Annotated in this window: 24 protein-coding genes and 2 pseudogenes; 19 read left to right on the top strand and 7 right to left on the bottom strand. The window is 46.5% G+C overall.

Features of this window, described 5'->3' with window-relative positions; all coding sequences use genetic code 11:
• Position 1 precedes the first annotated feature (1 nt).
• From BAMF_RS36165 to BAMF_RS36135, 7 genes and pseudogenes are all read left to right on the top strand, one after another.
• Positions 2 to 1,138: a phage baseplate upper protein gene (locus tag BAMF_RS36165; protein ID WP_013353493.1), complete on the top strand. Its 1,137-nt coding sequence runs from the start codon at positions 2 to 4 to the stop codon at positions 1,136 to 1,138.
• Entirely contained in the window at positions 1,135 to 1,497 is a 363-nt protein-coding gene (locus BAMF_RS36160) for a hypothetical protein (RefSeq protein WP_013353492.1), read from the top strand. Before BAMF_RS36165 ends, BAMF_RS36160 begins: the two co-directional genes overlap by 4 nt.
• On the top strand, positions 1,494 to 1,682 hold the full coding sequence (locus tag BAMF_RS36155) for an XkdX family protein (RefSeq protein WP_013353491.1): 189 nt from the start codon (positions 1,494 to 1,496) through the stop codon (positions 1,680 to 1,682). Before BAMF_RS36160 ends, BAMF_RS36155 begins: the two co-directional genes overlap by 4 nt.
• Positions 1,683 to 1,732: 50 nt before the next feature.
• Positions 1,733 to 2,155, top strand: a complete 423-nt coding sequence (locus BAMF_RS36150) for a phage holin family protein (RefSeq protein ID WP_013353490.1) — start codon at positions 1,733 to 1,735, stop codon at positions 2,153 to 2,155.
• A gap of 48 nt (positions 2,156 to 2,203) precedes the next feature.
• Positions 2,204 to 2,686: pseudogene (locus BAMF_RS41920) on the top strand (peptidoglycan recognition protein family protein); the annotation flags it as partial.
• Positions 2,687 to 3,380: 694 nt separating this feature from the next.
• Entirely contained in the window at positions 3,381 to 3,860 is a 480-nt protein-coding gene (locus BAMF_RS36140; protein ID WP_013353488.1) for a hypothetical protein, read from the top strand.
• Positions 3,861 to 3,875: 15 nt separating this feature from the next.
• A complete protein-coding gene (locus tag BAMF_RS36135; protein ID WP_013353487.1) occupies positions 3,876 to 4,238 on the top strand; it encodes a hypothetical protein in 363 nt (120 codons plus the stop codon).
• Positions 4,239 to 4,270: 32 nt separating this feature from the next.
• On the opposite strand, the gene BAMF_RS41580 is transcribed toward BAMF_RS36135, so the two are convergent.
• From BAMF_RS41580 to BAMF_RS36120, 3 genes are all read right to left on the bottom strand, one after another.
• Complete coding sequence (locus tag BAMF_RS41580) at positions 4,271 to 4,423, bottom strand: hypothetical protein (RefSeq protein WP_017418248.1); 153 nt, start codon at positions 4,421 to 4,423, stop codon at positions 4,271 to 4,273.
• Positions 4,424 to 4,882: 459 nt separating this feature from the next.
• Entirely contained in the window at positions 4,883 to 5,719 is an 837-nt protein-coding gene (gene csn, locus BAMF_RS36125; protein ID WP_013353486.1) for a chitosanase, read from the bottom strand.
• 134 nt (positions 5,720 to 5,853) lie between these two features.
• A complete protein-coding gene (locus BAMF_RS36120; protein ID WP_013353485.1) occupies positions 5,854 to 6,318 on the bottom strand; it encodes a DUF2691 family protein in 465 nt (154 codons plus the stop codon).
• 160 nt (positions 6,319 to 6,478) lie between these two features.
• Between BAMF_RS36120 and BAMF_RS36115 the strand changes: the two genes are divergently transcribed.
• The 3 genes from BAMF_RS36115 (at position 6,479) to BAMF_RS36105 (ending at position 8,691) form a co-directional block, all read left to right on the top strand.
• The gene (locus BAMF_RS36115; protein ID WP_013353484.1) at positions 6,479 to 7,096 is read left to right on the top strand and encodes a class I SAM-dependent methyltransferase; all 618 of its coding nucleotides are present in this window, start codon (positions 6,479 to 6,481) and stop codon (positions 7,094 to 7,096) included.
• Positions 7,097 to 7,133: 37 nt separating this feature from the next.
• Complete coding sequence (locus tag BAMF_RS36110; protein ID WP_013353483.1) at positions 7,134 to 8,249, top strand: NAD(P)/FAD-dependent oxidoreductase; 1,116 nt, start codon at positions 7,134 to 7,136, stop codon at positions 8,247 to 8,249.
• Positions 8,250 to 8,316: 67 nt separating this feature from the next.
• On the top strand, positions 8,317 to 8,691 hold the full coding sequence (locus tag BAMF_RS36105; protein ID WP_013353482.1) for a nucleotide excision repair endonuclease: 375 nt from the start codon (positions 8,317 to 8,319) through the stop codon (positions 8,689 to 8,691).
• Positions 8,692 to 8,730: 39 nt separating this feature from the next.
• Here BAMF_RS36105 and BAMF_RS36100 read toward each other — a convergent pair whose 3' ends face one another.
• Positions 8,731 to 9,003 (bottom strand): DUF1648 domain-containing protein, encoded by a 273-nt coding sequence (locus tag BAMF_RS36100; protein ID WP_013353481.1) that lies wholly within the window; start codon positions 9,001 to 9,003, stop codon positions 8,731 to 8,733.
• Positions 9,004 to 9,125: 122 nt separating this feature from the next.
• Here BAMF_RS36100 and BAMF_RS36095 point away from each other — a divergent pair, with 122 nt between their 5' ends.
• The 3 genes and pseudogenes from BAMF_RS36095 to BAMF_RS36085 all read left to right on the top strand — a co-directional run bounded on the left by BAMF_RS36095 (position 9,126) and on the right by BAMF_RS36085 (position 11,180).
• Entirely contained in the window at positions 9,126 to 9,656 is a 531-nt protein-coding gene (locus tag BAMF_RS36095) for an SdpA family antimicrobial peptide system protein (protein ID WP_041481668.1), read from the top strand.
• Between the two features lie 32 nt (positions 9,657 to 9,688).
• A pseudogene (locus BAMF_RS36090) lies at positions 9,689 to 10,505 on the top strand (sporulation-delaying protein SdpB family protein); the annotation flags it as partial.
• Positions 10,506 to 10,589: 84 nt separating this feature from the next.
• Positions 10,590 to 11,180, top strand: a complete 591-nt coding sequence (locus BAMF_RS36085; RefSeq protein WP_013353478.1) for a sporulation delaying protein family toxin — start codon at positions 10,590 to 10,592, stop codon at positions 11,178 to 11,180.
• Positions 11,181 to 11,213: 33 nt separating this feature from the next.
• Here the strand turns inward: BAMF_RS36085 and BAMF_RS36080 are convergent, their stop codons facing one another.
• Complete coding sequence (locus BAMF_RS36080) at positions 11,214 to 12,140, bottom strand: MerR family transcriptional regulator (RefSeq protein WP_013353477.1); 927 nt, start codon at positions 12,138 to 12,140, stop codon at positions 11,214 to 11,216.
• A gap of 197 nt (positions 12,141 to 12,337) precedes the next feature.
• On the opposite strand from BAMF_RS36080, the gene BAMF_RS36075 reads away from it, so the two are divergent.
• The 5 genes from BAMF_RS36075 (at position 12,338) to BAMF_RS36055 (ending at position 17,337) form a co-directional block, all read left to right on the top strand.
• Entirely contained in the window at positions 12,338 to 13,324 is a 987-nt protein-coding gene (locus BAMF_RS36075; protein WP_013353476.1) for an SIS domain-containing protein, read from the top strand.
• Positions 13,325 to 13,397: 73 nt separating this feature from the next.
• The gene (locus BAMF_RS36070; protein WP_041481740.1) at positions 13,398 to 14,666 is read left to right on the top strand and encodes an ABC transporter substrate-binding protein; all 1,269 of its coding nucleotides are present in this window, start codon (positions 13,398 to 13,400) and stop codon (positions 14,664 to 14,666) included.
• A 24-nt stretch (positions 14,667 to 14,690) separates the two neighbouring features.
• Complete coding sequence (locus BAMF_RS36065) at positions 14,691 to 15,581, top strand: carbohydrate ABC transporter permease (RefSeq protein WP_013353474.1); 891 nt, start codon at positions 14,691 to 14,693, stop codon at positions 15,579 to 15,581.
• Positions 15,582 to 15,584: 3 nt separating this feature from the next.
• Positions 15,585 to 16,469 carry a carbohydrate ABC transporter permease gene (locus tag BAMF_RS36060; protein WP_013353473.1) on the top strand — a complete coding sequence of 295 codons (885 nt, stop codon included), beginning with the start codon at positions 15,585 to 15,587 and terminating at the stop codon, positions 16,467 to 16,469.
• A 13-nt stretch (positions 16,470 to 16,482) separates the two neighbouring features.
• Positions 16,483 to 17,337 carry a PfkB family carbohydrate kinase gene (locus tag BAMF_RS36055; RefSeq protein WP_013353472.1) on the top strand — a complete coding sequence of 285 codons (855 nt, stop codon included), beginning with the start codon at positions 16,483 to 16,485 and terminating at the stop codon, positions 17,335 to 17,337.
• Between the two features lie 24 nt (positions 17,338 to 17,361).
• Here the strand turns inward: BAMF_RS36055 and BAMF_RS36050 are convergent, their stop codons facing one another.
• The gene (locus tag BAMF_RS36050) at positions 17,362 to 18,090 is read right to left on the bottom strand and encodes a GntR family transcriptional regulator (RefSeq protein WP_013353471.1); all 729 of its coding nucleotides are present in this window, start codon (positions 18,088 to 18,090) and stop codon (positions 17,362 to 17,364) included.
• 153 nt (positions 18,091 to 18,243) lie between these two features.
• Here BAMF_RS36050 and BAMF_RS36045 point away from each other — a divergent pair, with 153 nt between their 5' ends.
• Entirely contained in the window at positions 18,244 to 19,350 is a 1,107-nt protein-coding gene (locus BAMF_RS36045) for an ABC transporter ATP-binding protein (RefSeq protein ID WP_013353470.1), read from the top strand.
• A 44-nt stretch (positions 19,351 to 19,394) separates the two neighbouring features.
• Here the strand turns inward: BAMF_RS36045 and BAMF_RS36040 are convergent, their stop codons facing one another.
• A complete protein-coding gene (locus BAMF_RS36040) occupies positions 19,395 to 20,261 on the bottom strand; it encodes an endonuclease I family protein (RefSeq protein WP_013353469.1) in 867 nt (288 codons plus the stop codon).
• Between the last annotated feature and the right edge of the window lie 37 nt (positions 20,262 to 20,298).

The raw sequence follows: 20,298 nt of genomic DNA, 5'->3' as shown, positions 1-20,298 counted from the left end.
AATGTACAAAACGGGGGGCGTCGCATTTGATATTAATGCGAACCGGACAAACGGGCGAACCACGAGCATCCAATTCATGACGCAGGATACGGGCAGCGCAAAGCTGTCTTTTTCTTTTACAAAAGACGGTACGCCGTTGCCTCTGTCTGCCGTAGACGCGAAAATTGTTCTATTGTATGCTGATGGGTCATTTTACAAGAAGAGCCTTACCATCACTGATAAGATGAACGGGAAGGCGGAATATGTGCTTTCAGATGAAGAGCTTAAGCATTACGGGACCGTTAAGGCTGAAATCAAACTATATTATACAAACGGGCAGGCGCTGGCGACTTCACTTTTTACCTTCTCTATCGCCAAAACGCTAGAAGATCAGAATATCGTTCCGACAGCTGACTATTACATTGACGATTTTGAAACGCTGAAAGACGGGATAAACCATACCGTCGAAGAGATCAGCCGGACCGTCGAGGAATTACAGAAGAAATTCGCTGATCTTGAAGCGATTGAAACGAAAGAGGGCGCGCAGGAGAAGGCGGATGCGGCAGAGGAGAACGCCAAGTCTTATACGGCTAAACATGTGAACGATCAAGAAAAGCATGTTTCTGCAGCTGATCGAGAGGCTTGGGATGCCAAGGAAACCCCTTCCGGCGCTCAGGATAAAGTAAACCTACACGCCAACAATACGGACATTCACGTTACGGCCGAAGATCAGGCGTATTGGGATGATATGACCCGGCAGTTCAAAGCTCATAATTACAACCAAGAACGGCACATCTCTGCAGCTGAGCGGAAAACATGGAACGGGGCTGCCACCTATGCCAACATTATGCTTAAGAACGGAGCCACCGCAGGGACGCGGACACCGATGTATGCAAAATGGGGGGCGTTTTTAATCTTACGGGGGCACGTGAAAACAGACCCCGAAATCATATTCGGCTCCGTCCCCGAAGAATACACACCAGCTGGCGGAGGCGTTTATACAGTTCCGTTGAGTGGGACAGGCGGCACGGCAAATTTGATCATTTATGATAATGGGGATTTAAAAATAAAATACCCGGACCCGGCGGACTCAAGTAAGATGGGCGGAGGCTACTATCTGGATGTGGTCGTGGGCTTTCAGGAAGGAGGGACAGCATGATTCAGGTTTATGAATACGATGAAAATTTCATTTTGACTAAACCCGTTCCGATTGAGCCTGACGAAGACGGTAATTATATAATCCCTGAGAATTGTACAACCGTCCAGCCCCCGCCTTTCATAAAGGCGATGTATCACCCCGCTGAGAAGACATGGACGGAAGCCGCCACCCAGGAAGAGAAAAAAGCCCTGGAAAAGCAAATTGAAAGCGGGCGGGTGCCTTTTACTGTTGATGAATTGAAAGCTCAGAACGCGGCCATTACAGAACAACTTGCGGAAGCGCAAAGCCTTGCCGAGTCACAAGCGCAAATGATTGCCAATCTTTATCTAATGCTGGCGGAGGGAGGGAAAGGGGAATGATGGATTGGTTTACAAGCGTTAAAACCATCTACGGATGGGGGCCGCAGTATTACAGTAATGCAGACGTGGCCCGTTTTGTTGAGTGGGGAAGAATTACAGAAGATCAATACAAACAAATAACCGGCTTGACCTATCCAATGACAAAACAGCCTGTCAGTGTGGATTTAGGCAGCGCCGCAAACTGATCGACACCCCAGTGGTGTTTTTATTTTGCCTCGAAGGAGGTGATTAACAAATGGAGGGAATATACGTGTGGATGAATTTTGAAAGCTTACAGATCGCAAGAACATATCTTTTTGGGGAGGTGAAATATCTTGACTTGCTTCTGATCCTCAGCATCTTGGATGTCATCACCGGTATTATCAAAGCGTGGAAAATGAAGCAGCTCCGGAGCCGTAGCGCGTGGTTTGGATATGTGCGGAAGATGCTCAGTTTTATGGTGGTCATCGTCGCAAACATTATTGATACGATAACAAATTTGAACGGTGTTCTGACCTTCGGAACCGTTCTTTTTTATATCGCAAATGAGGGCCTATCCATCACGGAAAACTTGGCACAGATCGGCGTTAAAATTCCGGCCGTCATCACTGACCGGCTCCATGTAATTGAAAGTGACAACGATCAGAAAACAGAAAAAGAGGACAAAGCTGCTGAGTAAATCCAGCGGCTTTTTAAATTCCAAAAAGAGAATAGGAGACGATGAAACATGGTGAAAATCACAAAGGACTTTATTCCAGTAGGACACAATAACAGACCGGGATACGCAATGGACCCGGCATATATCACCGTTCACAACACGGCGAACACGGCAAAAGGGGCAGGCGCAGCCATGCACGCCCGTTATGAGAAAAATCCGGAAACTCCCACCAGCTGGCACTTTACAGTAGACGACAAAGAGATTTATCAGCATCTGCCATTAAATGAGAACGGCTGGCACGCGGGAGACGGAAACAGCGGAACTGGCAACCGAAAATCTATCGGCATTGAAATTTGTGAGAATAGCGATGGGGATTTTGAGAAAGCCGTGGCGAATGCTCAATGGCTAATTAAAAAGCTCATGAAGGAGCAGGGCATTTCCCTTGCAAACGTGGTCCCTCACCAACATTGGTCCGGCAAGTATTGTCCACGCAAGCTCCTTGATAGATGGGACTCCTTTAAAGCCGGGATCAGCGGCGCCCCGTCTAAAACGGAAAATTCTCCTGTTGATAATACAAAAGAATCTTATATTAAAAATACAGTTGTTGCTGACAGCCTTAATGTGAGAACTCAACGCAATGCCAACTCGTCTATTGTGCTTGCTCTTCCTAAAGGTTCGACTGTCCAATATAAAAAAGGATCGACTCAAAATGGTTGGGGTTACATTAAATATACCAATTCTAAAGGAGCCACATACAGCGGTTACGTTAATGTAAGATATATCAAGAGCGATGCGGAGTTAGGGAAAACCCCTTCAAAATCTGCTCCTGCTAAACCTTCAAACAAGACAAGCGGGGGTATTAAATCTGTAGGCAAAATTAAAATTGTAGGTGTTAAAAGTGCAGCCATTATTATGGACAAACCAGACCGTAAAAACGCCAAGAATGTGGATACAATTGGTCTCGGTAAGACAATTAATATCTCAGGTTCTGTAAAAGGGTCAAACAATGCTAAGGGTTACTGGGAAGTCATCCACGACGGCAAACGGAGATACATTTCCGGTCAATTCGGTAAACAAGTTTAAGTAAATAAATCGTACCCTTGAAATTTTCGAGGGAATTCTTTTGTTTATTTTGTCCAGATAGTTCAATATTATTCTAATTTTTGAGTAAAAAACATTATTTTTCTAGTCGAAATATAATGCTATCATTTACATGTGAATAATTTAAAAGAAAGGGATTGATTTCATGTTTAAGAAAATACTTTTAGCAACATCCGCATTAACTTTCTCTTTATCATTAGTTCTTCCGTTGGATGGACATGCAAAAGCTCAAGAGGTAACATTACAGGCACAGCAAGAAGTCACTTATCAAACTCCTGCTAAACTATCCGAATTACCAACGAATTCAACTGAACAATCTGGTGAATTTCACACAAATGGTTTTAAAAAATGGATTGCTAAAAAAGCAATGCAAACAACAGCCGCGGCACTTCGTAGTGGAGGGAGAATTGTTGGTGAGGTAGTCGATGAGTTAGGTGGAACAGCAGGAAAAACATTCGCAAAACATACTGATGATGTAGCAGATGCTTTGGACGAGTTGGTTAAACGAGGCGATGTTGTGGAAGATGCAATTATTGACACTGTGTCATCGTATCTAATGGATGCAGGAGTAAAATCTTCTACAGCAAGAACTATTGCAAATGTATTTACTTTCTTAGCTTTTTAATTGAGGTGATTTGAATTGGCAACAGTAGAAGAAAGGCTTGACAACTTAGAGAAAAAAGTCGAGAAGCAGGCTTTTCAACTAAGGTTAGTTCAACAATTAGCAGCAGATTATGACAGATTCGGACTATTTGATCAGGTTATTGCTTACGATTTGAATGAAGATCAGTATCAGGGACTTCGCAAATTAACGAGTGAACAAGCTGAAAAGCTGAAAAATGGTGAACAGGTTTCACTAGAGGAATTTTCCAAAGAATTTAAAAACATACTTAAAGATACAGAAAAAGAAGTTGATTTTGATAAGTTTATTTCCATCTGGCTTAAAGGCCCAGCTGATGGATTTGGGTTTTCCAAAGCACTGCATAATCATTTCTTTAAGTAAAAGAAGAACCAGCCTATCTAATGGCTGGTTCTTTATTTGAATATACTTCTCATTATTTTACCCGTTGCTTTACCTGCTGCACGTCTTGCTACACGTTTACCTAAAGTCCCTTTTTTAGCAGCATTAACATCCCCTAAAATTTTAGCCGACTTGTAGAGCGCTGATCTTATTTTATTTAAGTTCATGGAATCCCCCTCTTTTATTTATAGCTTAAATATATATTTTTTTAAAAGCTAGAAATTTTTTTGAAACCATTTTTTCTTGGCTCCGTCTAACATACGTGGGCTTATGGTTTTTTCGTATTTGTGTCAAGTTTTCATGGCTGCGTTGACATCCCCCAAAATTCTCGCGGACTTGTACAGCGCCGATCTTATTTTATTTAAGTTCATCCCCATCGTCCCTTACTATAGATTTATTTCAGCATACATTAGAATTTTAGAAAAGAATAGTGGGCGTCACCCACACAACACCCACAAAGTTATGATAAATTATGATTTGAAGAGAGAAGGAAAAGCAGGAAATACCATGAAACCAGTAATCAAGACAAGCAGTGATATGCTAAGATGTTAAAAAATAATCAAATTCGAAATGGAAGGCTCAATCGGTTAATAGTAAAACCCCGCCACATGGCGGGGTTTTTTTGTTTATTGAATTGTGAAATTTCCGTATTCGCTTGACCGGACATGAATCGGCCCGTCTAAATTATAGTTCTTCGCTTTTACGATATCACGGAAAACGTCGACACGGGCTACTGATTCTCTCCATTCATCCTGGGTATCCTCATCTGACGGATTCATCAGATCGTCATAGCGCACATCCAAAAATTTATTCAGCCATTTTTTCTCGTCTGTCCCGTCTTTCGGTGACCCGCCCATTTTTTTGTTCGTGCGTTTAATCAGGGCATAAAAGGAGTCTGGATCATCGCCGTCGCCATGCTGAATCACTGTATCGTACATCACTGCTTTTGCCAGTGCCGTTTTCAATCCGGCTTGATCTGAACGTTTCATCGCCGGCTGATAATATAAGCGGTCATTTACTTCATCCTGGGCAGCTCGGAAAGCCTTATCATTGCCAAGCGAACGCCAGGCAGAAGCGAATCCTTTCAGATTGCTTGTGTCATCGCTTTCGTCCTTCGCAAGACGGCGCAATTCAGGCAAATACTTTTTCAATTTGTTATTCGGGACCGCTTTCGTGTATACTTCCACTACTTCCAGCGCATCCCCGGTAGCCGTTGTAAAACCGGCCCGCCCGCAAGTGTAACCTCTTCCGTCATCCAACTCTTCAACATATCCGTATTGAATTTCCGTCTTTCCGTTTTCAAAGATGCTGGTCAGCTGTTCCGCCCGGCGCTTCTGATCCTTATTCAGCCCGGCCGCCAAAACCGTTCCGCTCATCATCAGGGTAAAAAACATGGTGAAAATAAGTGATGAAACCGCCGTCTTCTTCCAAAAACCTGCTTTTTTCTTCAAACCGCTTCTCATTGTCATACCCCTTTCACATGTCTTATTACGCCATCAGTATACATGAGGGGGATGTCTTATTGTTGAAAACACACGAATTTGTCAATATTTTGAATCCTAAGCCCTATTTAGCGATTCATAAAAAGAACGCACTTTCACCAGACAGATAAACGCGTTCTCGCATCATTCTCATCTGTGACATAGTCAACATGGAGAAATCCGCATTGTACAGCCTGCTGATAAAGAGCTTCCAGCATGTCCGGATCTTTGCAGTATAAGGATACATATGAGCAATCTGCGATGAGAAGCACAAGCTCACAGGGACTCTTTAAATATTCTTCGTACGTATTGATTTCCGTTACCATCCCGCTTGGGAAAGCCTTCAATTCAGCAAAAATCATATAATAAGAGTTTCCTTCAAGACGCTGACGGAGCTCATGGCCCTCAATGATGCGCTGATTTTGCGGAAACAGGTCTGTATCGGTGTCTTCTTTGAAGTCGGTATATGCCTCCCCATCGCCGATAAACCACGTATAGGCGGAAATGGGGAATGGTTTTAATATGTCTGCCGCAAACTGTCCGAATGTGTTCGGGATGTCAAACGTAAGGCCTCGTTTCATATTGTCGTTTCTCCTTTCTGCTGCTGCCAGAATCATATGGTATACTATTTGGATAAATATTGAAAGGGCTGGACGATATGACAACACGATACGGCATTGATGCGCCTTACGGGGCGTTTGGATTTATCTTTGTTGCGTTCCTTTATGGCGCAGGTACTTTATGGGGAATTATTCTCCTTTCTGGGGCTGGCTGACGGGCGCCTTGTTTTTATTACTCGGTCTTTGGATGCTGCTGTATTCAATGACTATTAAACTTTCACACCGCCATCGCATTCTTGCGCTTTCCGGCTTAAAGCCGAACATGAAGGTGCTTGATGTCGGGACGGGGCGGGGGCTGTTAGCCATCGCCGCGGCGCAGAAAGGCGCGGATGTCTCAGCGATTGACAAGTGGTCTGGCTGGGATCTGGGCGGAAACGGACGAGAGGCGTTTGAACAAAACAGACTGGCTGAAGGAGCGCCGGGAATTGATCTGTATGACGGACTGGCGCAAGACATGCCATTTCCTGATGAAACGTTTGACCTTGTCATTTCACATTTTGTCGTACACAACATTTCAGGGAGAAAAGAGCGGGAACGGGCGATCGCGGAAATGGTGAGGGTGCTGAGGCCCGGCGGCACATTGGCCGTGTCAGATATAAAAAATATGTCTCAATACAGAAAGTTTCTTGAGGAAAACGGCTTTCAGACGAGGACTTATTCCTTTTATCATACGTTTCCGTTTTCGAAACTCATCATTGCCGTCAGGACTCCGGTAGGAACCGGGCGCTCCATTTGTTAAAATAAATAAGACAAAACAGATAGAAAAGGTGTTACACATGAAGTCTTATATCATTATCGGGGCCGGCATTCTCGGTGCGTCAGCGGCTTATCATCTTGCAAAGGCCGGCGCGGAAGTAACGGTCATTGACCGGAAACACCCGGGTCAGGCGACTGACGCAGCGGCGGGGATCGTTTGCCCGTGGCTGTCGCAGCGCCGCAATCAGGCATGGTATGCAATCGCAAAAGGCGGTGCCCGTTATTATGAACAATTGATCCAGCAGCTGGAAGCCGACGGAGAAACGGACACCGGTTATCAAAAGGTCGGTGCCGTCAGTCTCCATACGGATGAAAAAAAGCTCAGCCAGATGGAAGAAAGAGCTTATAAAAGAAGAGAGGACGCTCCTGAGATCGGCGGCATCACAAGACTGACTCCGGCAGAAACGAAGGCATTGTTTCCCGCGCTGTCGGAGGAATACGGAGCGGTTCATATCAGCGGTGCGGCCCGGGTGAACGGGAGGGCGCTTCGTAAGGCACTGTTAAACGCGGCCATAAAGCACGGTGCGGCAGTTTATCATGAAGAGGCGTCAATACTGACAGAGGACGGTGCCGTCACCGGTGTGAAAACGGAAGAACGCACGCTTCATGCCGACCAGGTTCTCGTAACGGCGGGAGCTTGGGCGAAGGAGCTGCTTCAGCCGCTGGGCATCCGCTTTTCAGTATCGTACCAAAAGGCGCAGATCGTTCATTTAGAGCTTCAGGGAGAGGATACGGGCGGATGGCCTGTGGTTATGCCGCCGAACGACCAGTACATCCTCGCATTTGACAGCGGCAGAATCGTAGCGGGCGCGACTCATGAAAACGATACCGGCATGGATTTGCGGGTGACGGCAGGCGGTCTCGGCGAGATTTTTGACAAAGCATTAACCGTCGCGCCGGGGCTTTCAGACAGTACCGTGATGGAGACAAGAGTCGGTTTCAGGCCGTTTACTCCCGGTTTTCTTCCCGTTATCGGCAGCCTGCCGAATATCAGCGGCCTCCTCGTGGCCAACGGGCTCGGCGCCTCGGGTCTGACGAGCGGACCGTATCTCGGAGCTGAACTGGCGAAACTCGCACTCGGCCGGCAGACCGAAATTGATTTGAGCCTCTATGATCCGGCCGGCGCGCTCGAATGAAAGAATGGCTTTTCGGGTATTCTTATGGTAGGATGGAGCTTTAATGAATAAGAGGACGTGACCTATTTTGATAAAAATAAAACTTCCTGCTCCTGATGTAACCATTACAGAACGGCAGCAGTCACCGTCGGAAAATGAACCGGCGATTAAAGCGATTTACGGTTTCATTGATTTTCACCAAATTCCGAGAGACAAAGGCGGCATATTTATGTTTTATAACATTCATGACGAGCTGCTGTTTGTCGGGAAAGCCCGTAAATTAAGACAAAGAATCAAAAAGCATTTTGAAGACAATGTGTCGCCTGTTAAACATCACAGGGACGAAGTGTATAAAATTGAGGTATGTGTCGTAAATGATCCGATGGAAAGAGATATTTACGAAACGTACGCGATCAATACCCTTCAGTCGAAATACAACATTGAGAAAGTATTTTATAAATAAGCAAAACCGGAGCCCTTTAAGCTCCGGTTTTATTTATGCTTACATTGCCAGCCACATCACTGCGATGTGCACGATCAGCAGGCAGTAAACGACGAGGAATAACTGGACGACCCGTTTTCTGAATAACATGCAGACAATCATAAGCACGGGAAAAATCAGGACGCCGGCCGTTTTATTGATGGCTGTATTCGGTCGGTTCGACGCGTCATAGTGAATAGCCATATCAGCAGGAAGAAACGGATAAAACACAATCGACAGAATAAAGGCGAGTGCCACCGCTCCCCACAGCACTTTATCATTCATCAAAAACATATGAACACTCCTTTTTACATATAATAGTATATTAGTCCAAAAAATCTAATTTCTCAATATTTTACCTGTTGAATGGTGTATAATCATGTCAATGAAATGTCCATTCGATAGGAGGGTTTCAATTGACTGACAAGAGACAAAACAGCATGTTTTCATTCTTTCTTTTTATAATGGCCGCCTGGATCATCGTTTTGTTTTTAACCGTCATCGCGGCACTGCCAAGCTCCGCCATCCAATTAACCAAGCATCAATCCAAAACCGTTTCCATGATTTATCCGCAAAGCTGGGGATTTTTCAGTAAAGATCCGAGAGAAGACAGTCTGAACATCTATCTCCTTGATGGCGATGAAAAGCTCAGATGGCCGAATAATTCACTGAAAAATGTGATCGGCTTAAACCGATACGGGCGGACGCAAGGGATAGAGCTCGGCCTTATGCTGGAAAAGCTGCCTTCCAAAGAGAAGTGGCACGATTTCACGGCTGGCCAGGACTTTAAGAATACCATATTTTTGAAAATGAAAAATGAGTCGCCCTCCCCAAGGCTGAAAGGGAAAATGATCATTACATATGAACGCATTACCCCATGGGCATGGAGCAAACATACCGAAACGAAACGAACCGTTAAAAAATACATCGGAGTGGATGTCAATTGATTCAGGATGCAAAAAAGCAGCTCACTTTATGGATGATGCAGAATCCGCCTTGGACAAATGTGTACGGGCTTGCCAGAAGCTTAATCGCGCTCGGCACGCTGCTGACATTGCTTTTCAATCCGGCGTCTGTCTTCTTCAAAACGCAAAATCAAATGCTCAGCTTTTCCGACACGTTCAGTTTGTTTTTGCTGTTTCCCGATTTCCGTTACATTGAGATCGTCAAAGCCGTTTGTATCTGTATTTTAATTCTGGTTGTCATTGGCTGGCGGCCCCGCCTCACCGGTTTTTTTCATTGGTGGATTTCGTACAGCTTCCAAAACTCCGCCGTTACTCTTGACGGAGGAGATCAGGTGGCTGCTGTTTTTACGCTGCTGCTGCTTCCGCTGACATTGACTGATCCGCGGAAATGGCACTGGTCTCCGTACGAGGCGTCTTTTGAGAAGAGGCCGCTTGAGCCTTACTACCGTTCGTTATGCTGGGCGACGCTGACGATCATCAGAATACAGGTCGCGATGCTGTACTTTAACTCCGTCATTGCCAAGCTGATGGAAGAAGAATGGCAGAACGGAACCGCCGTTTATTACTATTTGAACGATCCGATGCTGGGGCTGCCGGATGCGCTTCACAGTCTGTTTGACTTTATCCTGCAGTCAAAGCTTGTCATCATCCCGACTTGGGGCACGCTCATTGTGCAAACCATTATGTTCTGCGCTTTGTTCGCTCCGAAAAAATATTGGCGTCTGATATTGTTTATATCCATTTTCATGCATGAAATCTTTGCTGTTATGCTGGGGCTTACCTCGTTCTCCATTACGGTAGCTGGTATTTTAGACCTGTTTTTGGTACCGGCAGAGAAAACAGTAGCTTTGAACCATTACAATCCGCTTTTTATCAGATACAATTTTCTCAATAAAAGGAAAAGGAGGAAATTATATGGTTAAAAGCAAAAAATCCGCTGCCGCCATGATGCTGGTGTTTGTTTTAATGATCGCATTAGTCGGCCCGCATGCCACAGCGAAAACTGAGGCATCCGTCTCTTATTCGGGTGAAGACATTTTTTCCGGCATCTTTTTCGGACAAGGTGAGGTCGCAAAGCTTCTTCCTGAAGTATGGGATACGAAAGCCGTCAAAAAGATTAATCAGGATGAATTAAAGCAAGTTTCCGATCAGGTGATCGCTGATATTAAAAAGTCATCGCCGGATTATTTTAAGAAGTTAAAAGCGGCGGTCTACAGCGGCGATTATGAGAAAGTGAACAGCGTCATCGATCAAGGCTCACAGATTATGGCGAAAGTGCTGAAAGAAGAGTTTGACAAAAAAAGCATGGACAAAGGAAAATCAACGGCCATCGGACAATGCGCAACGGCTGTATGGGTATTTTTAAACGCGGCGGCTGCCATAGAGACGATCGCTCTTGCCGTAGCGGCCATCATTTTGACGGTAGCAAGCGTTGACGAAGATTCCGACTTAGGAAAAGAGCAGCTCATCGCAAATGTCGTTGACCGCATTAATGCGCAGCACTGAAGCTGAAGAAAGAAAACGCTAAGGAAACGGGCCTTAGCGTTTTTTAATTTGCAGCATCTGATTTAAGTATGCCTCTGAATCAAAGCCGAGTTCCTCGTCGGCTTCCTTTTTCAGTTCTAGATGAAGCCGCACATATGTGTCATATTTCGGACTGAGCTTTTGAAGAAGATTGCTGAAAGGCGAGCCCGCTTTCAGCGCGGGCAGATCAGAAGCGGATTCCCCGATCTTGATCAGGCTTTCTCTGTATTCTTCATCCGTCTGCACTCTTTTCACAAGCTGAATGATTGTGTTTTTATGAGTGTCCCAAGTGGCTGGGTCTCTCTCCAAAATCCGCTCGATGAATTGATCATGCTGGGCTTTGTGCTGCTGGAGCTGAGCCGGGTCCTCCTTGCCGACAAGCTGCATCATCGGGTGTGCAGCCGGAACTTCATCCATATCATCCAATACTTTAATAAGCTCCGCCCATGCCGCTTTTTTCTCATCTGTATCAATAGAAAAGTCGAGGAAAGGTTCAAACAGCGCGGCAATAAATTCTCCGAAATCTCCCGGGAACAGTTTCTTCAGCTGAAGCCCCATATACTTTGGTTCATCTATTTTGACCTCGCCGATATCATGTAAAATCGAATCGACGTTTTCTGCATCCTCCACCCGTTTGAGCAGCATTTCGGTCAATTTCCGTTCCTGCTCAAGCTCTTCAATCTGCCGGCTGAGTTTTTCATGCTGCTGCCGCAGTATATCATGCAGGCTGGTGCCCTCTAAGAGGAACGCTTTAATATCACTTACGGACAGTGCCAGCATTCGGAGGGCGGCAATCATTTTCAGCGTATTCACGTCCTGAGCGGAATACTCACGGTATCCGTTATCAGGGTTTTTACTGACAGTGATTAAACCTTCCTGCTCATAATATTTGATGGCTTTTTTCGTGAGACCCGTCTGCCGGGCGGCTTCTTTGATATTCATTTCTGCATCACTCCCTGCTTTTCATTCTAAACGTGTCTCTAAGGGTCAGGTCAAGAGAGCGCGGGAAATAAGATAAGTCTATTTTATATTTTAGAAATTTCAGAAAATATGATTGACAACACGCCTTTATTGCGATTAATATAACGTTATATAATGTTATATAACATTATATAATAAAACACTGAGGAGTGAAGGATTTGAGTCAAACTGCCGCACAAGTGAATCACAAGGTTCAGGCTTTCTTGGATGATCTGAAAGGAAAAACGATTGATCATGTCTTTTTCGTTGCATGCGGAGGGTCTTCAGCCATTATGTATCCGAGCAAGTATGTGTTTGACAGAGAGGCGAAAGCCATCAGCTCTGATCTCTACAGTTCGAATGAGTTTATCCAGCGCAATCCCGTTCAGCTCGGAGAAAACACTCTCGTGATCCTATGCTCTCATTCAGGCAATACGCCGGAAACGGTGAAAGCCGCCGGTTTCGCCAGAAAAAAAGGCGCGCTTACGATTGCGATGACTTTTGAGCCTGACTCGCCGTTAGCGAAAGAAGCCGAATATGTCGCGGTTTATGACTGGGGTGAAAACGCACAGGCGATAAATACGAATTACGGAGTTCTGTATCAAATCGTATTCGGCGCTTTACACGTGCTGGAAAACCATCTCGCGTTTGAACAGGCGATCGACGGACTCAATAAGCTCCAGGCCGTTTATGACAAAGCGCTTAAACAAGAAGCGGATCACGCAAAGGCATTCGCGAAAGCCCACGAAAAAGAAGATATCATTTACACGATGGCAAGCGGTGCAAACTACGGCGTCGCTTACTCCTACAGCATCTGCATTCTCATGGAAATGCAATGGATTCATTCCCACGCCATTCATGCCGGAGAATATTTTCACGGACCGTTCGAAATCATTGATGAATCCGTTCCATTTATTATCCTTCTCGGCTTAGACGAAACAAGACCCCTTGAAGAGCGGGCGCTTTCCTTCTCCAAAAGATACGGCAAAAAACTGACTGTCCTTGATGCCGAAACATATGATTTTTCCGGAATTGACGATTCTGTAAAAGGATATCTGGCTCCGCTCGTATTAAATCGGGTGCTCAGAAGCTATGCGGATGAGCTGGCAGAAGCAAGGAACCATCCATTAAGCCAGCGGCGCTACATGTGGAAAGTCGAATATTAAGAACGCAGATTATATTTCACCGGACTATAATGATATATAACGTTATAGTCCGGTGACAAAGGAGGAAAAGCATCTGAAAAAGCTCATCTGCCTGTTCGTTCTGTTAGCCGTATGTCTGTCAGCAGCCGCCTGTTCAAGCCAAAGCAGTTCCTCTGCCGGAAAAGTGAACCTGAAGTTTTTTCACAGGTGGCCGAAAGAGCCGGAAAAAAGCTATTTTGAAGAAGCAGTCAAAGAATTTGAAGCCGCCCATCCGGACATTCACATCCAAACGGAAGCGGTATTAAACGATTCTTATAAAGACAAGGTGAAAGTCATGCTCGGAACAACGAGCCCTCCTGATATTTTCTTTTCATGGAGCGACCGGTTTGCTTACAAATTCATCAAAGGAGATAAAGCACTCGATCTGTCGTCTTACTATCAGAAAGATAAAGATTGGTCCTCACAGCTTGTACAGTCACAAGTCAAACCCTTTACGCATGACGGAAAAGAGTACGGTGTTCCGTGGCAAATGGACGCTAAATCATTCTTTTATAATAAAGACATTTTTAACAAATTACATTTGAAGCCCCCGGCGACATGGGATGAGCTGATCACAGTCTCTGAGAAATTGAAAGAGAACGGATATATTCCGATCAGTTTCGGCACAAAAGCGCCTTGGACCATTTCTCATTATATCGGCACGCTGAACCAGCGTATGGTCGATGAAAAAACGCGGGCCAAGGATTACAACCCGAAAACCGGGGCGTTTACGGATGAAGGCTATATCAAAGCGCTGGAAAAGCTTCAGGAGCTTCTCCCGTACTTTACAAAGCATGTGAATTCCGTGGATCACGAATATGTGCGTCAGCAGTTTACGAGCGGCAAAGCGGCGATGATTTATGCGGAAACGGCGGAAATTAAGCTCGTCGAACCGGTCAATCTGGGCTTGTTTCCTTTCCCTGAAATCAGCGGCGAAAAGGGATCTCCCCGTGCGCTGACCGGATCTCCGGAAGGATTTATGATTTCCTCAAAAACGAAGCACCCAAAAGAAGCCATGGAATTTCTTCAGTTTTTAACCTCGAAAAAAATGGGAGAGAAGCTGATAAAAGATGTCGGTAAATACAGTGCGGTTCAGGGAACGGCGACAGAAAACAATACCTCCCCGATCCAGCGCGAAGCCGTCCAGGATATTGTCCGCGCCGAATCCATGGTGCCGTGGTTTGACATGGACGTTGACGTTGAAATCGCCGATGTGTATGCTGCGGGCGTCCAGCAGATGCTCGGCGGCACAATGACACCGCGCGAAGTAATGAAATCCGTACAGAAAGCAGCCCGGCAAGTCAAAGCGTCATCTGCTGAATAGAACAGATTTCTTGGGAGAAAGGAGATGAGGATTTCCTTGGTCAGCCGAAAACGTTTCATTCCGTATCTGTTTCTCGCGCCCGCGCTGATTTTCTTGCTGTTCGTTTATATCCCGATTTTTGAGAATGTGTTTTTCAGTCTGTTTGAATGGAGCTCATTTCAACCCGAAAAGACGTTTATCGGTTTTAAAAATTATATTGATTTGTTTCACGATCCCGTGTTTTTTACAGCACTCCGCAACAATGTGCTGTATGCGGTCATATCGCTGATTTGCCAGGTAGGCGGCGGGTTGATTCTGGCGGCCGTGCTGGAAGACAGGCTGGTAAGAAAATGGTCGCCGTTTTTCCGTACGGTATTTTTTCTTCCGGTCGTCATTTCCATGACCGTCATTGCGCTTTTGTTTGATTTTATTTATAACCCGGAAATCGGGCTTTTGAATCAGCTGCTGGAAGCCGTGGGACTGGATGAACTGACCCGTGCGTGGCTGGGCGATGAAAATACCGCTATGCTGTCTGTCATTTTTGTGTCTCAATGGCAGTCCGTCGGTTACATCGCCATGCTGTACATTGTCTCGATTCAGAGCATTCCTGCTGAATTATATGAATCGGCGCAGCTGGACGGAGCCGGAAAAATCCAGCAGTTTTTTCACATTACGGTGCCGCAGACGAAAGAAATGTCGTTTGTTGCCGTGGTGATGACGCTGACCGGCGCGTTTACCGTATTTAATGAACCGTATATTCTGACCGGCGGCGGACCGGGCAACGCTTCGGAAGTGCTGAGCACATTTTTGTATAAGAGCGCTTTTACAAAAGATATGATGGGCTACGCTTCCGCGATTGCGACGGTGGTGCTTTTGCTGACGCTTGCCCTGTCGCTTATTCAGATGAAATTCTTTAAGACCGGAAAGGAGGAGTAGCCGATGCTTCCTGAAAGGACGGACTTGAGTCATCCGCGGCAGACTGTCAGAACAGCCGGAAAGCGGAGAAAATGGTATATCGGGGAAACGTCTGTATGGCTGTTTCTCTTTATCTACTTCATTGCCGTCGCTTATCCGCTGTTATGGATGGCGGTCAGCGCCTTTAAAAGCTCGGATGAAATTTTTGAGCACAGCTGGTCGCTGCCGTCTGTTTGGCATCCTGAAAACTTCGTCTCCGCATGGAACCAGGGGATTTCCGCTTATTTTATGAACAGCGTCATTGTGACCGTGCTGACTTGTCTCATAACCGTATTTGTGAGCGCCCTGGCGGCATACGGGCTGGCCCGTTTTCATTTTAAAGGAAAAGGGTTTGTGCTTATCATTTGTCTTGGCGGATTGATGCTGACGCCGCAGGTCAGTCTTGTGCCGCTGTACTCCATTATCCAGTCATTGGGGCTGTACAATACGTATTGGGCTTTGATCCTTCCGTACGCAGCCTATCGTATTCCGTTTACCGTTATTCTGATCCGTTCTTATTTTTTGTCGATTTCCAAAGAGCTTGAGGAAGCTGCCTATCTGGATGGATGTACAAGTCTGGGGGTATTTTTCAGAATATTCTTACCTATGAGTGTGCCGATTCTGGTGACATCGGGCATTTTGACGGCTTACCATACGTGGAATGAGTTTATGTTTGCGATTATTTTTATCGATGATGAAAATTTACGTACGATTCCGGCCGGACTGATGCAGTTCAGAGATGCGCTGCAGACGGATTGGGGCGTACTGCTGGCCGGGCTGACGATTTCGGCTGCGCCGATCATAGTGCTGTTTTTATTGATGCAGAGATATTTTATCCGCGGCATTGCAGCGGGAAGCGTGAAAGGATAAGGGGGATGAAAAGATGAAACTGATAGCGGCCGGAGATAATGTGGTGGATTATTATCAGGATCAGGAGACGTTTTACCCGGGCGGGAATGCGCTGAATGTAGCCGTGCTTGCGCGGCGCTTAGGCCACGACACTTCTTATATCGGGATACTCGGCAGTGATGAAGCGGCGGATCACGTATTGAACGTGCTGAAACTGGAAAAGGTGAATGCCGATTTGATCCGCCGGGCATACGGAGAAAACGGGATAGCTGTCGTCACTCTTGATGAAAGGGGAGACAGGATATTTGCCGGATCAAATAAAGGCGGCGTGCAATCGCGTCTGACGCTTGCTTTTCAGGAGAATGACATCTCATTTATCGCCGGACATGATCTGCTGCACACGAGCGTATACAGCAGGATAGAGCGTGACCTTCCGATGCTGAGCGGTCATGTGCCGATTTCCTTTGACTTCTCAACAAAACGTGACGAAGCCTATTTAGAGGCGGTCTGTCCGTACGTGACGTATGCGTTTTTTTCCGGGAGCGATTTGAGTGAAAGCGAATGTGTGCAGCTTGCCGAAAAAGCCCGCGGATACGGAGCGAGAATCGTCTGTCTGACAAGGGGAGAATATGGCGCGGTGTTATCAGATGGGGAGCGGGTCTATCATCAGCCTGTTGTTAGAGCTGATATAATAGATACATTGGGTGCGGGAGATTCTTTTATCGCCGGGTTTCTTACCGATTTTTTCGAGCATCAGGATATCCGGCGAGCGCTTGCTGCGGCTGCCGGGACGGCTGCCAAAACATGCGGGGGATTCGGTGCGTTCGGTTACGGGCATCCCTACAGGCCGGGCGGCGGGAAAAGCAATGAAAAAACGAGAATACGATAAGCATTGTCTCGTTTTTTATGCCTGTTACGTGTAGGGACTGTTAATGGTAAACGTGACGCGGTCGGTATGCATTAAAAACAGCGAGCTGTATATCGGCTGGTCTTTTGACATAAACGCGGTTTTATCAATTTCAAAAAGCGCATCCCCGATATCGCAAGCCAGATAGCGGCTTTCTTCCTGTTTGGCGTATACGACATTTAACAGCTTCGTATTATGGGTGGGCACCACCTGATAGTGCTGCTTCAGGATGTCATGCATCGACACGCCGTCTTTAATATGCTTGCCGATGTCGGGAAATAAACCGAGCGGATAGTGGGCGATTTCGAATGAGAGCGGCTGGTCGTCGTGAAATAAAATGCGTTTTAATTCAAGAACGGGACTTTCAGAAGCGACGCGAAGCTTTTGGGCGATGGATTTAGGCGCTTCAATGATTTCATGGGAAAGGACCTGGTGTTTCGGTTTTTTTCCTGTTGATTCCATAAATTCAGAGTAGCCATTGACCGCGATGAGCTCCCGCTTCAGTTTAGGGCTTTTAACGAACGTTCCCTTTCCCTGCTGCCGGACGAGCCAGCCCTCTTCCACAAGATCGAGGATGGCCTTTCTGACCGTGATGCGGCTGACATTGTACGTTTCGCAAAGCTCATTTTCAGTCGGCAGTTTCACGGACGGCGAATACACGCCCTTTTTGATATCGTCCGCGATAATTTGTTTCAGCTGAATATATAAAGGTTTTGAGCTCCCGTTATTTAACAATGGGACGGACCTCCTTATGTCGAGTAGTAGTACTATTATATGTATTATGACGTTATAATACAAATTTGCTTTTTTATGAATCTGTCAGAAACCCCGAACATTTTTAACATAACAGAAAGATGAGGCGGTTTCCAGTATTGGAGGAGGTTTCTAATGGCATCATTAACATTTGACCATGTCAAAAAAACATACGGCGCCCAATCGGCGGCAGTGAAGGATTTTCATTTGGATGTGAAGGATGAGGAACTGCTGGTGCTTGTCGGTCCGTCAGGCTGCGGCAAATCTACGACACTACGAATGATTGCCGGGCTTGAGAGCATTTCTGATGGGAAGCTTTATATCGATGGAGACGCGGTGAATGATCTTCCTCCGAAGGATCGCGACATCGCGATGGTTTTTCAGAATTACGCGCTGTATCCGCACATGACGGTGTTTGACAATATGGCGTTCGGTTTGAAGCTCAGAAAGCTGCCGAAAAAAGAAATCGCAGAGCGTGTCAGGGCGGCCGCTGATATTTTGGAAATCGGGCATCTGCTCAAGCGAAAACCGAAGGCTCTCTCAGGCGGGCAGCGGCAGCGGGTTGCGCTCGGCCGGTCGATCGTGCGGGAGCCGAAGGTATTTCTGATGGACGAGCCGCTTTCCAACTTAGATGCGAAATTACGTGTGACAATGCGCGCCGAAATCAGCAAGCTTCATCAGCGTCTGAAAGCGACCATCGTTTATGTCACGCATGATCAGACAGAAGCGATGACAATGGGCGACCGGATTGTCGTGATGAATGAAGGGGATATTCAGCAGGCCGCAAGCCCCCATGAGATATATCATTACCCGGCGAATATGTTTGTGGCGGGTTTTATCGGCTCTCCGAGTATGAATTTTATAAAAGGCATCATTGAGGAAAATGACGGACAATGGTATTTTGCCGGTTCGTCCGTTCGTTTGCCCATTCCGAAAGAAAAAGCGGCGGTTCTCGTACAAAAAGGATACAGCGGCAAAGAGATGACAGCGGGGCTGCGCCCGGAGCATTTGACGCTTGCGGGACAGTCAGACAATCCGGGTGAGGCGGGGTGCCGCGCTGTGGCGGAAGTGTGTGAAAACTTAGGCGCGGAGATGTATGTTCATGCATCAAGCGGAGACGAACGCCTGACGATCCGTCTTGACGGCGCTTCACAGGTGAGACCGGGCGACGCCATTCTGCTTGCGGTCAATATGGACAGGGCCGTCTTTTTTGATGCCGAGACCGAAGACGCCGTATATTAAAAAAGGGAGCCTGATGATCGGGCTCCCTTATCATTTCTGTGACACTATTTCCAGATTTCATCCGCCCATTCCGGGTGGTCGATAAACGGATTGCGGTTATGCTGATAGTCTTCGTAAATGAGTTCGTTCCGCCGTTTTTCCTTACTGTCGACGGGGTCCTGTTTATTCCATTTGAGCAAAACGGACAGTTTTCCCATGTAGGGAGCCGAACCGTTTCCTGTTTTATCATTCAGCTCAAGGTCAGGGTACCCGTCGTCTCCTTCATAACGCACCGCCATGTAAAACAGCATGCGCGCGACGTCTCCTTTGACCTCATCGCGCGGCTCCCACGAATCACCGTCGTAATAGTTGCCCGGCGCTTTCGGGTATTCTGAGCCGCCGTTATCAAAATCCATGTTACCTCTGGCGCTGTTCACCTGAACGTCTGCCGGGCGCAGATGATGAATGTCAGTGCCGGGGCCGGCAGATGTGCCGAAGTTTCCGTGTGACTTGGCCCACACATGTTCACGGTTCCAGTCCCCGACGCTTCCGCCGTTTTTACTTTTTGCCCGTGATTCCTGAGTATAGAGCAAGATGACATTGTTCGGATTTGCCGGATCTTCATCAGTTTCCTTCAACGCATCCCATACTTGGCTGTAAGACAGCTTTGTATTCCCGCTGATGATGCGGTGCAGAGCGCTTTTTAAGGATGTCCCGCTTTTTCCGGAAGCTTCTTTGTAATACGTGTCCGTGTCCGCAGACGTAGTGATGACCGATGAGGCGGTTTGCGGAAAAAAGGTGCCGGCAGTTGAAACCGCCAGCCGGCTGTACAGATTCGTGTCAGCCGGCGCGCCCGCAGAGGCTGACGGCGCGGCCCATCCAAAAATGAAATACAGGCAGACAATCGGCAGAAACCAAAGTTTTTTTGTCATGACTTGCCCTCCTTTACCTCTATTATCCAAAAAATAA

Source organism: Bacillus amyloliquefaciens DSM 7 = ATCC 23350 (assembly GCF_000196735.1).
In the GTDB taxonomy this organism is placed as follows: Bacteria; Bacillota; Bacilli; order Bacillales; family Bacillaceae; genus Bacillus; species Bacillus amyloliquefaciens.
This window is presented reverse-complemented; position numbering and strand designations above follow the sequence as displayed.

Excerpts from the sequence above, each read along its gene's own strand:
- BAMF_RS36165 (WP_013353493.1), top strand. The coding sequence starts at position 2 with ATGTACAAAACGGGGGGCGTCGCATTTGATATTAATGCGAACCGGACA.
- BAMF_RS36160 (WP_013353492.1), top strand. The coding sequence starts at position 1,135 with ATGATTCAGGTTTATGAATACGATGAAAATTTCATTTTGACTAAACCC.
- BAMF_RS36155 (WP_013353491.1), top strand. The coding sequence starts at position 1,494 with ATGATGGATTGGTTTACAAGCGTTAAAACCATCTACGGATGGGGGCCG.
- BAMF_RS36150 (WP_013353490.1), top strand. The coding sequence starts at position 1,733 with ATGGAGGGAATATACGTGTGGATGAATTTTGAAAGCTTACAGATCGCA.
- BAMF_RS36140 (WP_013353488.1), top strand. The coding sequence starts at position 3,381 with ATGTTTAAGAAAATACTTTTAGCAACATCCGCATTAACTTTCTCTTTA.
- BAMF_RS41580 (WP_017418248.1), bottom strand. The coding sequence starts at position 4,423 with ATGAACTTAAATAAAATAAGATCAGCGCTCTACAAGTCGGCTAAAATT.
- csn (WP_013353486.1), bottom strand. The coding sequence starts at position 5,719 with ATGAGAAGCGGTTTGAAGAAAAAAGCAGGTTTTTGGAAGAAGACGGCG.
- BAMF_RS36120 (WP_013353485.1), bottom strand. The coding sequence starts at position 6,318 with ATGAAACGAGGCCTTACGTTTGACATCCCGAACACATTCGGACAGTTT.
- BAMF_RS36115 (WP_013353484.1), top strand. The coding sequence starts at position 6,479 with ATGGGGAATTATTCTCCTTTCTGGGGCTGGCTGACGGGCGCCTTGTTT.
- BAMF_RS36110 (WP_013353483.1), top strand. The coding sequence starts at position 7,134 with ATGAAGTCTTATATCATTATCGGGGCCGGCATTCTCGGTGCGTCAGCG.
- BAMF_RS36100 (WP_013353481.1), bottom strand. The coding sequence starts at position 9,003 with ATGTTTTTGATGAATGATAAAGTGCTGTGGGGAGCGGTGGCACTCGCC.
- BAMF_RS36085 (WP_013353478.1), top strand. The coding sequence starts at position 10,590 with ATGGTTAAAAGCAAAAAATCCGCTGCCGCCATGATGCTGGTGTTTGTT.
- BAMF_RS36080 (WP_013353477.1), bottom strand. The coding sequence starts at position 12,140 with ATGAATATCAAAGAAGCCGCCCGGCAGACGGGTCTCACGAAAAAAGCC.
- BAMF_RS36065 (WP_013353474.1), top strand. The coding sequence starts at position 14,691 with ATGAGGATTTCCTTGGTCAGCCGAAAACGTTTCATTCCGTATCTGTTT.
- BAMF_RS36060 (WP_013353473.1), top strand. The coding sequence starts at position 15,585 with ATGCTTCCTGAAAGGACGGACTTGAGTCATCCGCGGCAGACTGTCAGA.
- BAMF_RS36055 (WP_013353472.1), top strand. The coding sequence starts at position 16,483 with ATGAAACTGATAGCGGCCGGAGATAATGTGGTGGATTATTATCAGGAT.
- BAMF_RS36045 (WP_013353470.1), top strand. The coding sequence starts at position 18,244 with ATGGCATCATTAACATTTGACCATGTCAAAAAAACATACGGCGCCCAA.
- BAMF_RS36040 (WP_013353469.1), bottom strand. The coding sequence starts at position 20,261 with ATGACAAAAAAACTTTGGTTTCTGCCGATTGTCTGCCTGTATTTCATT.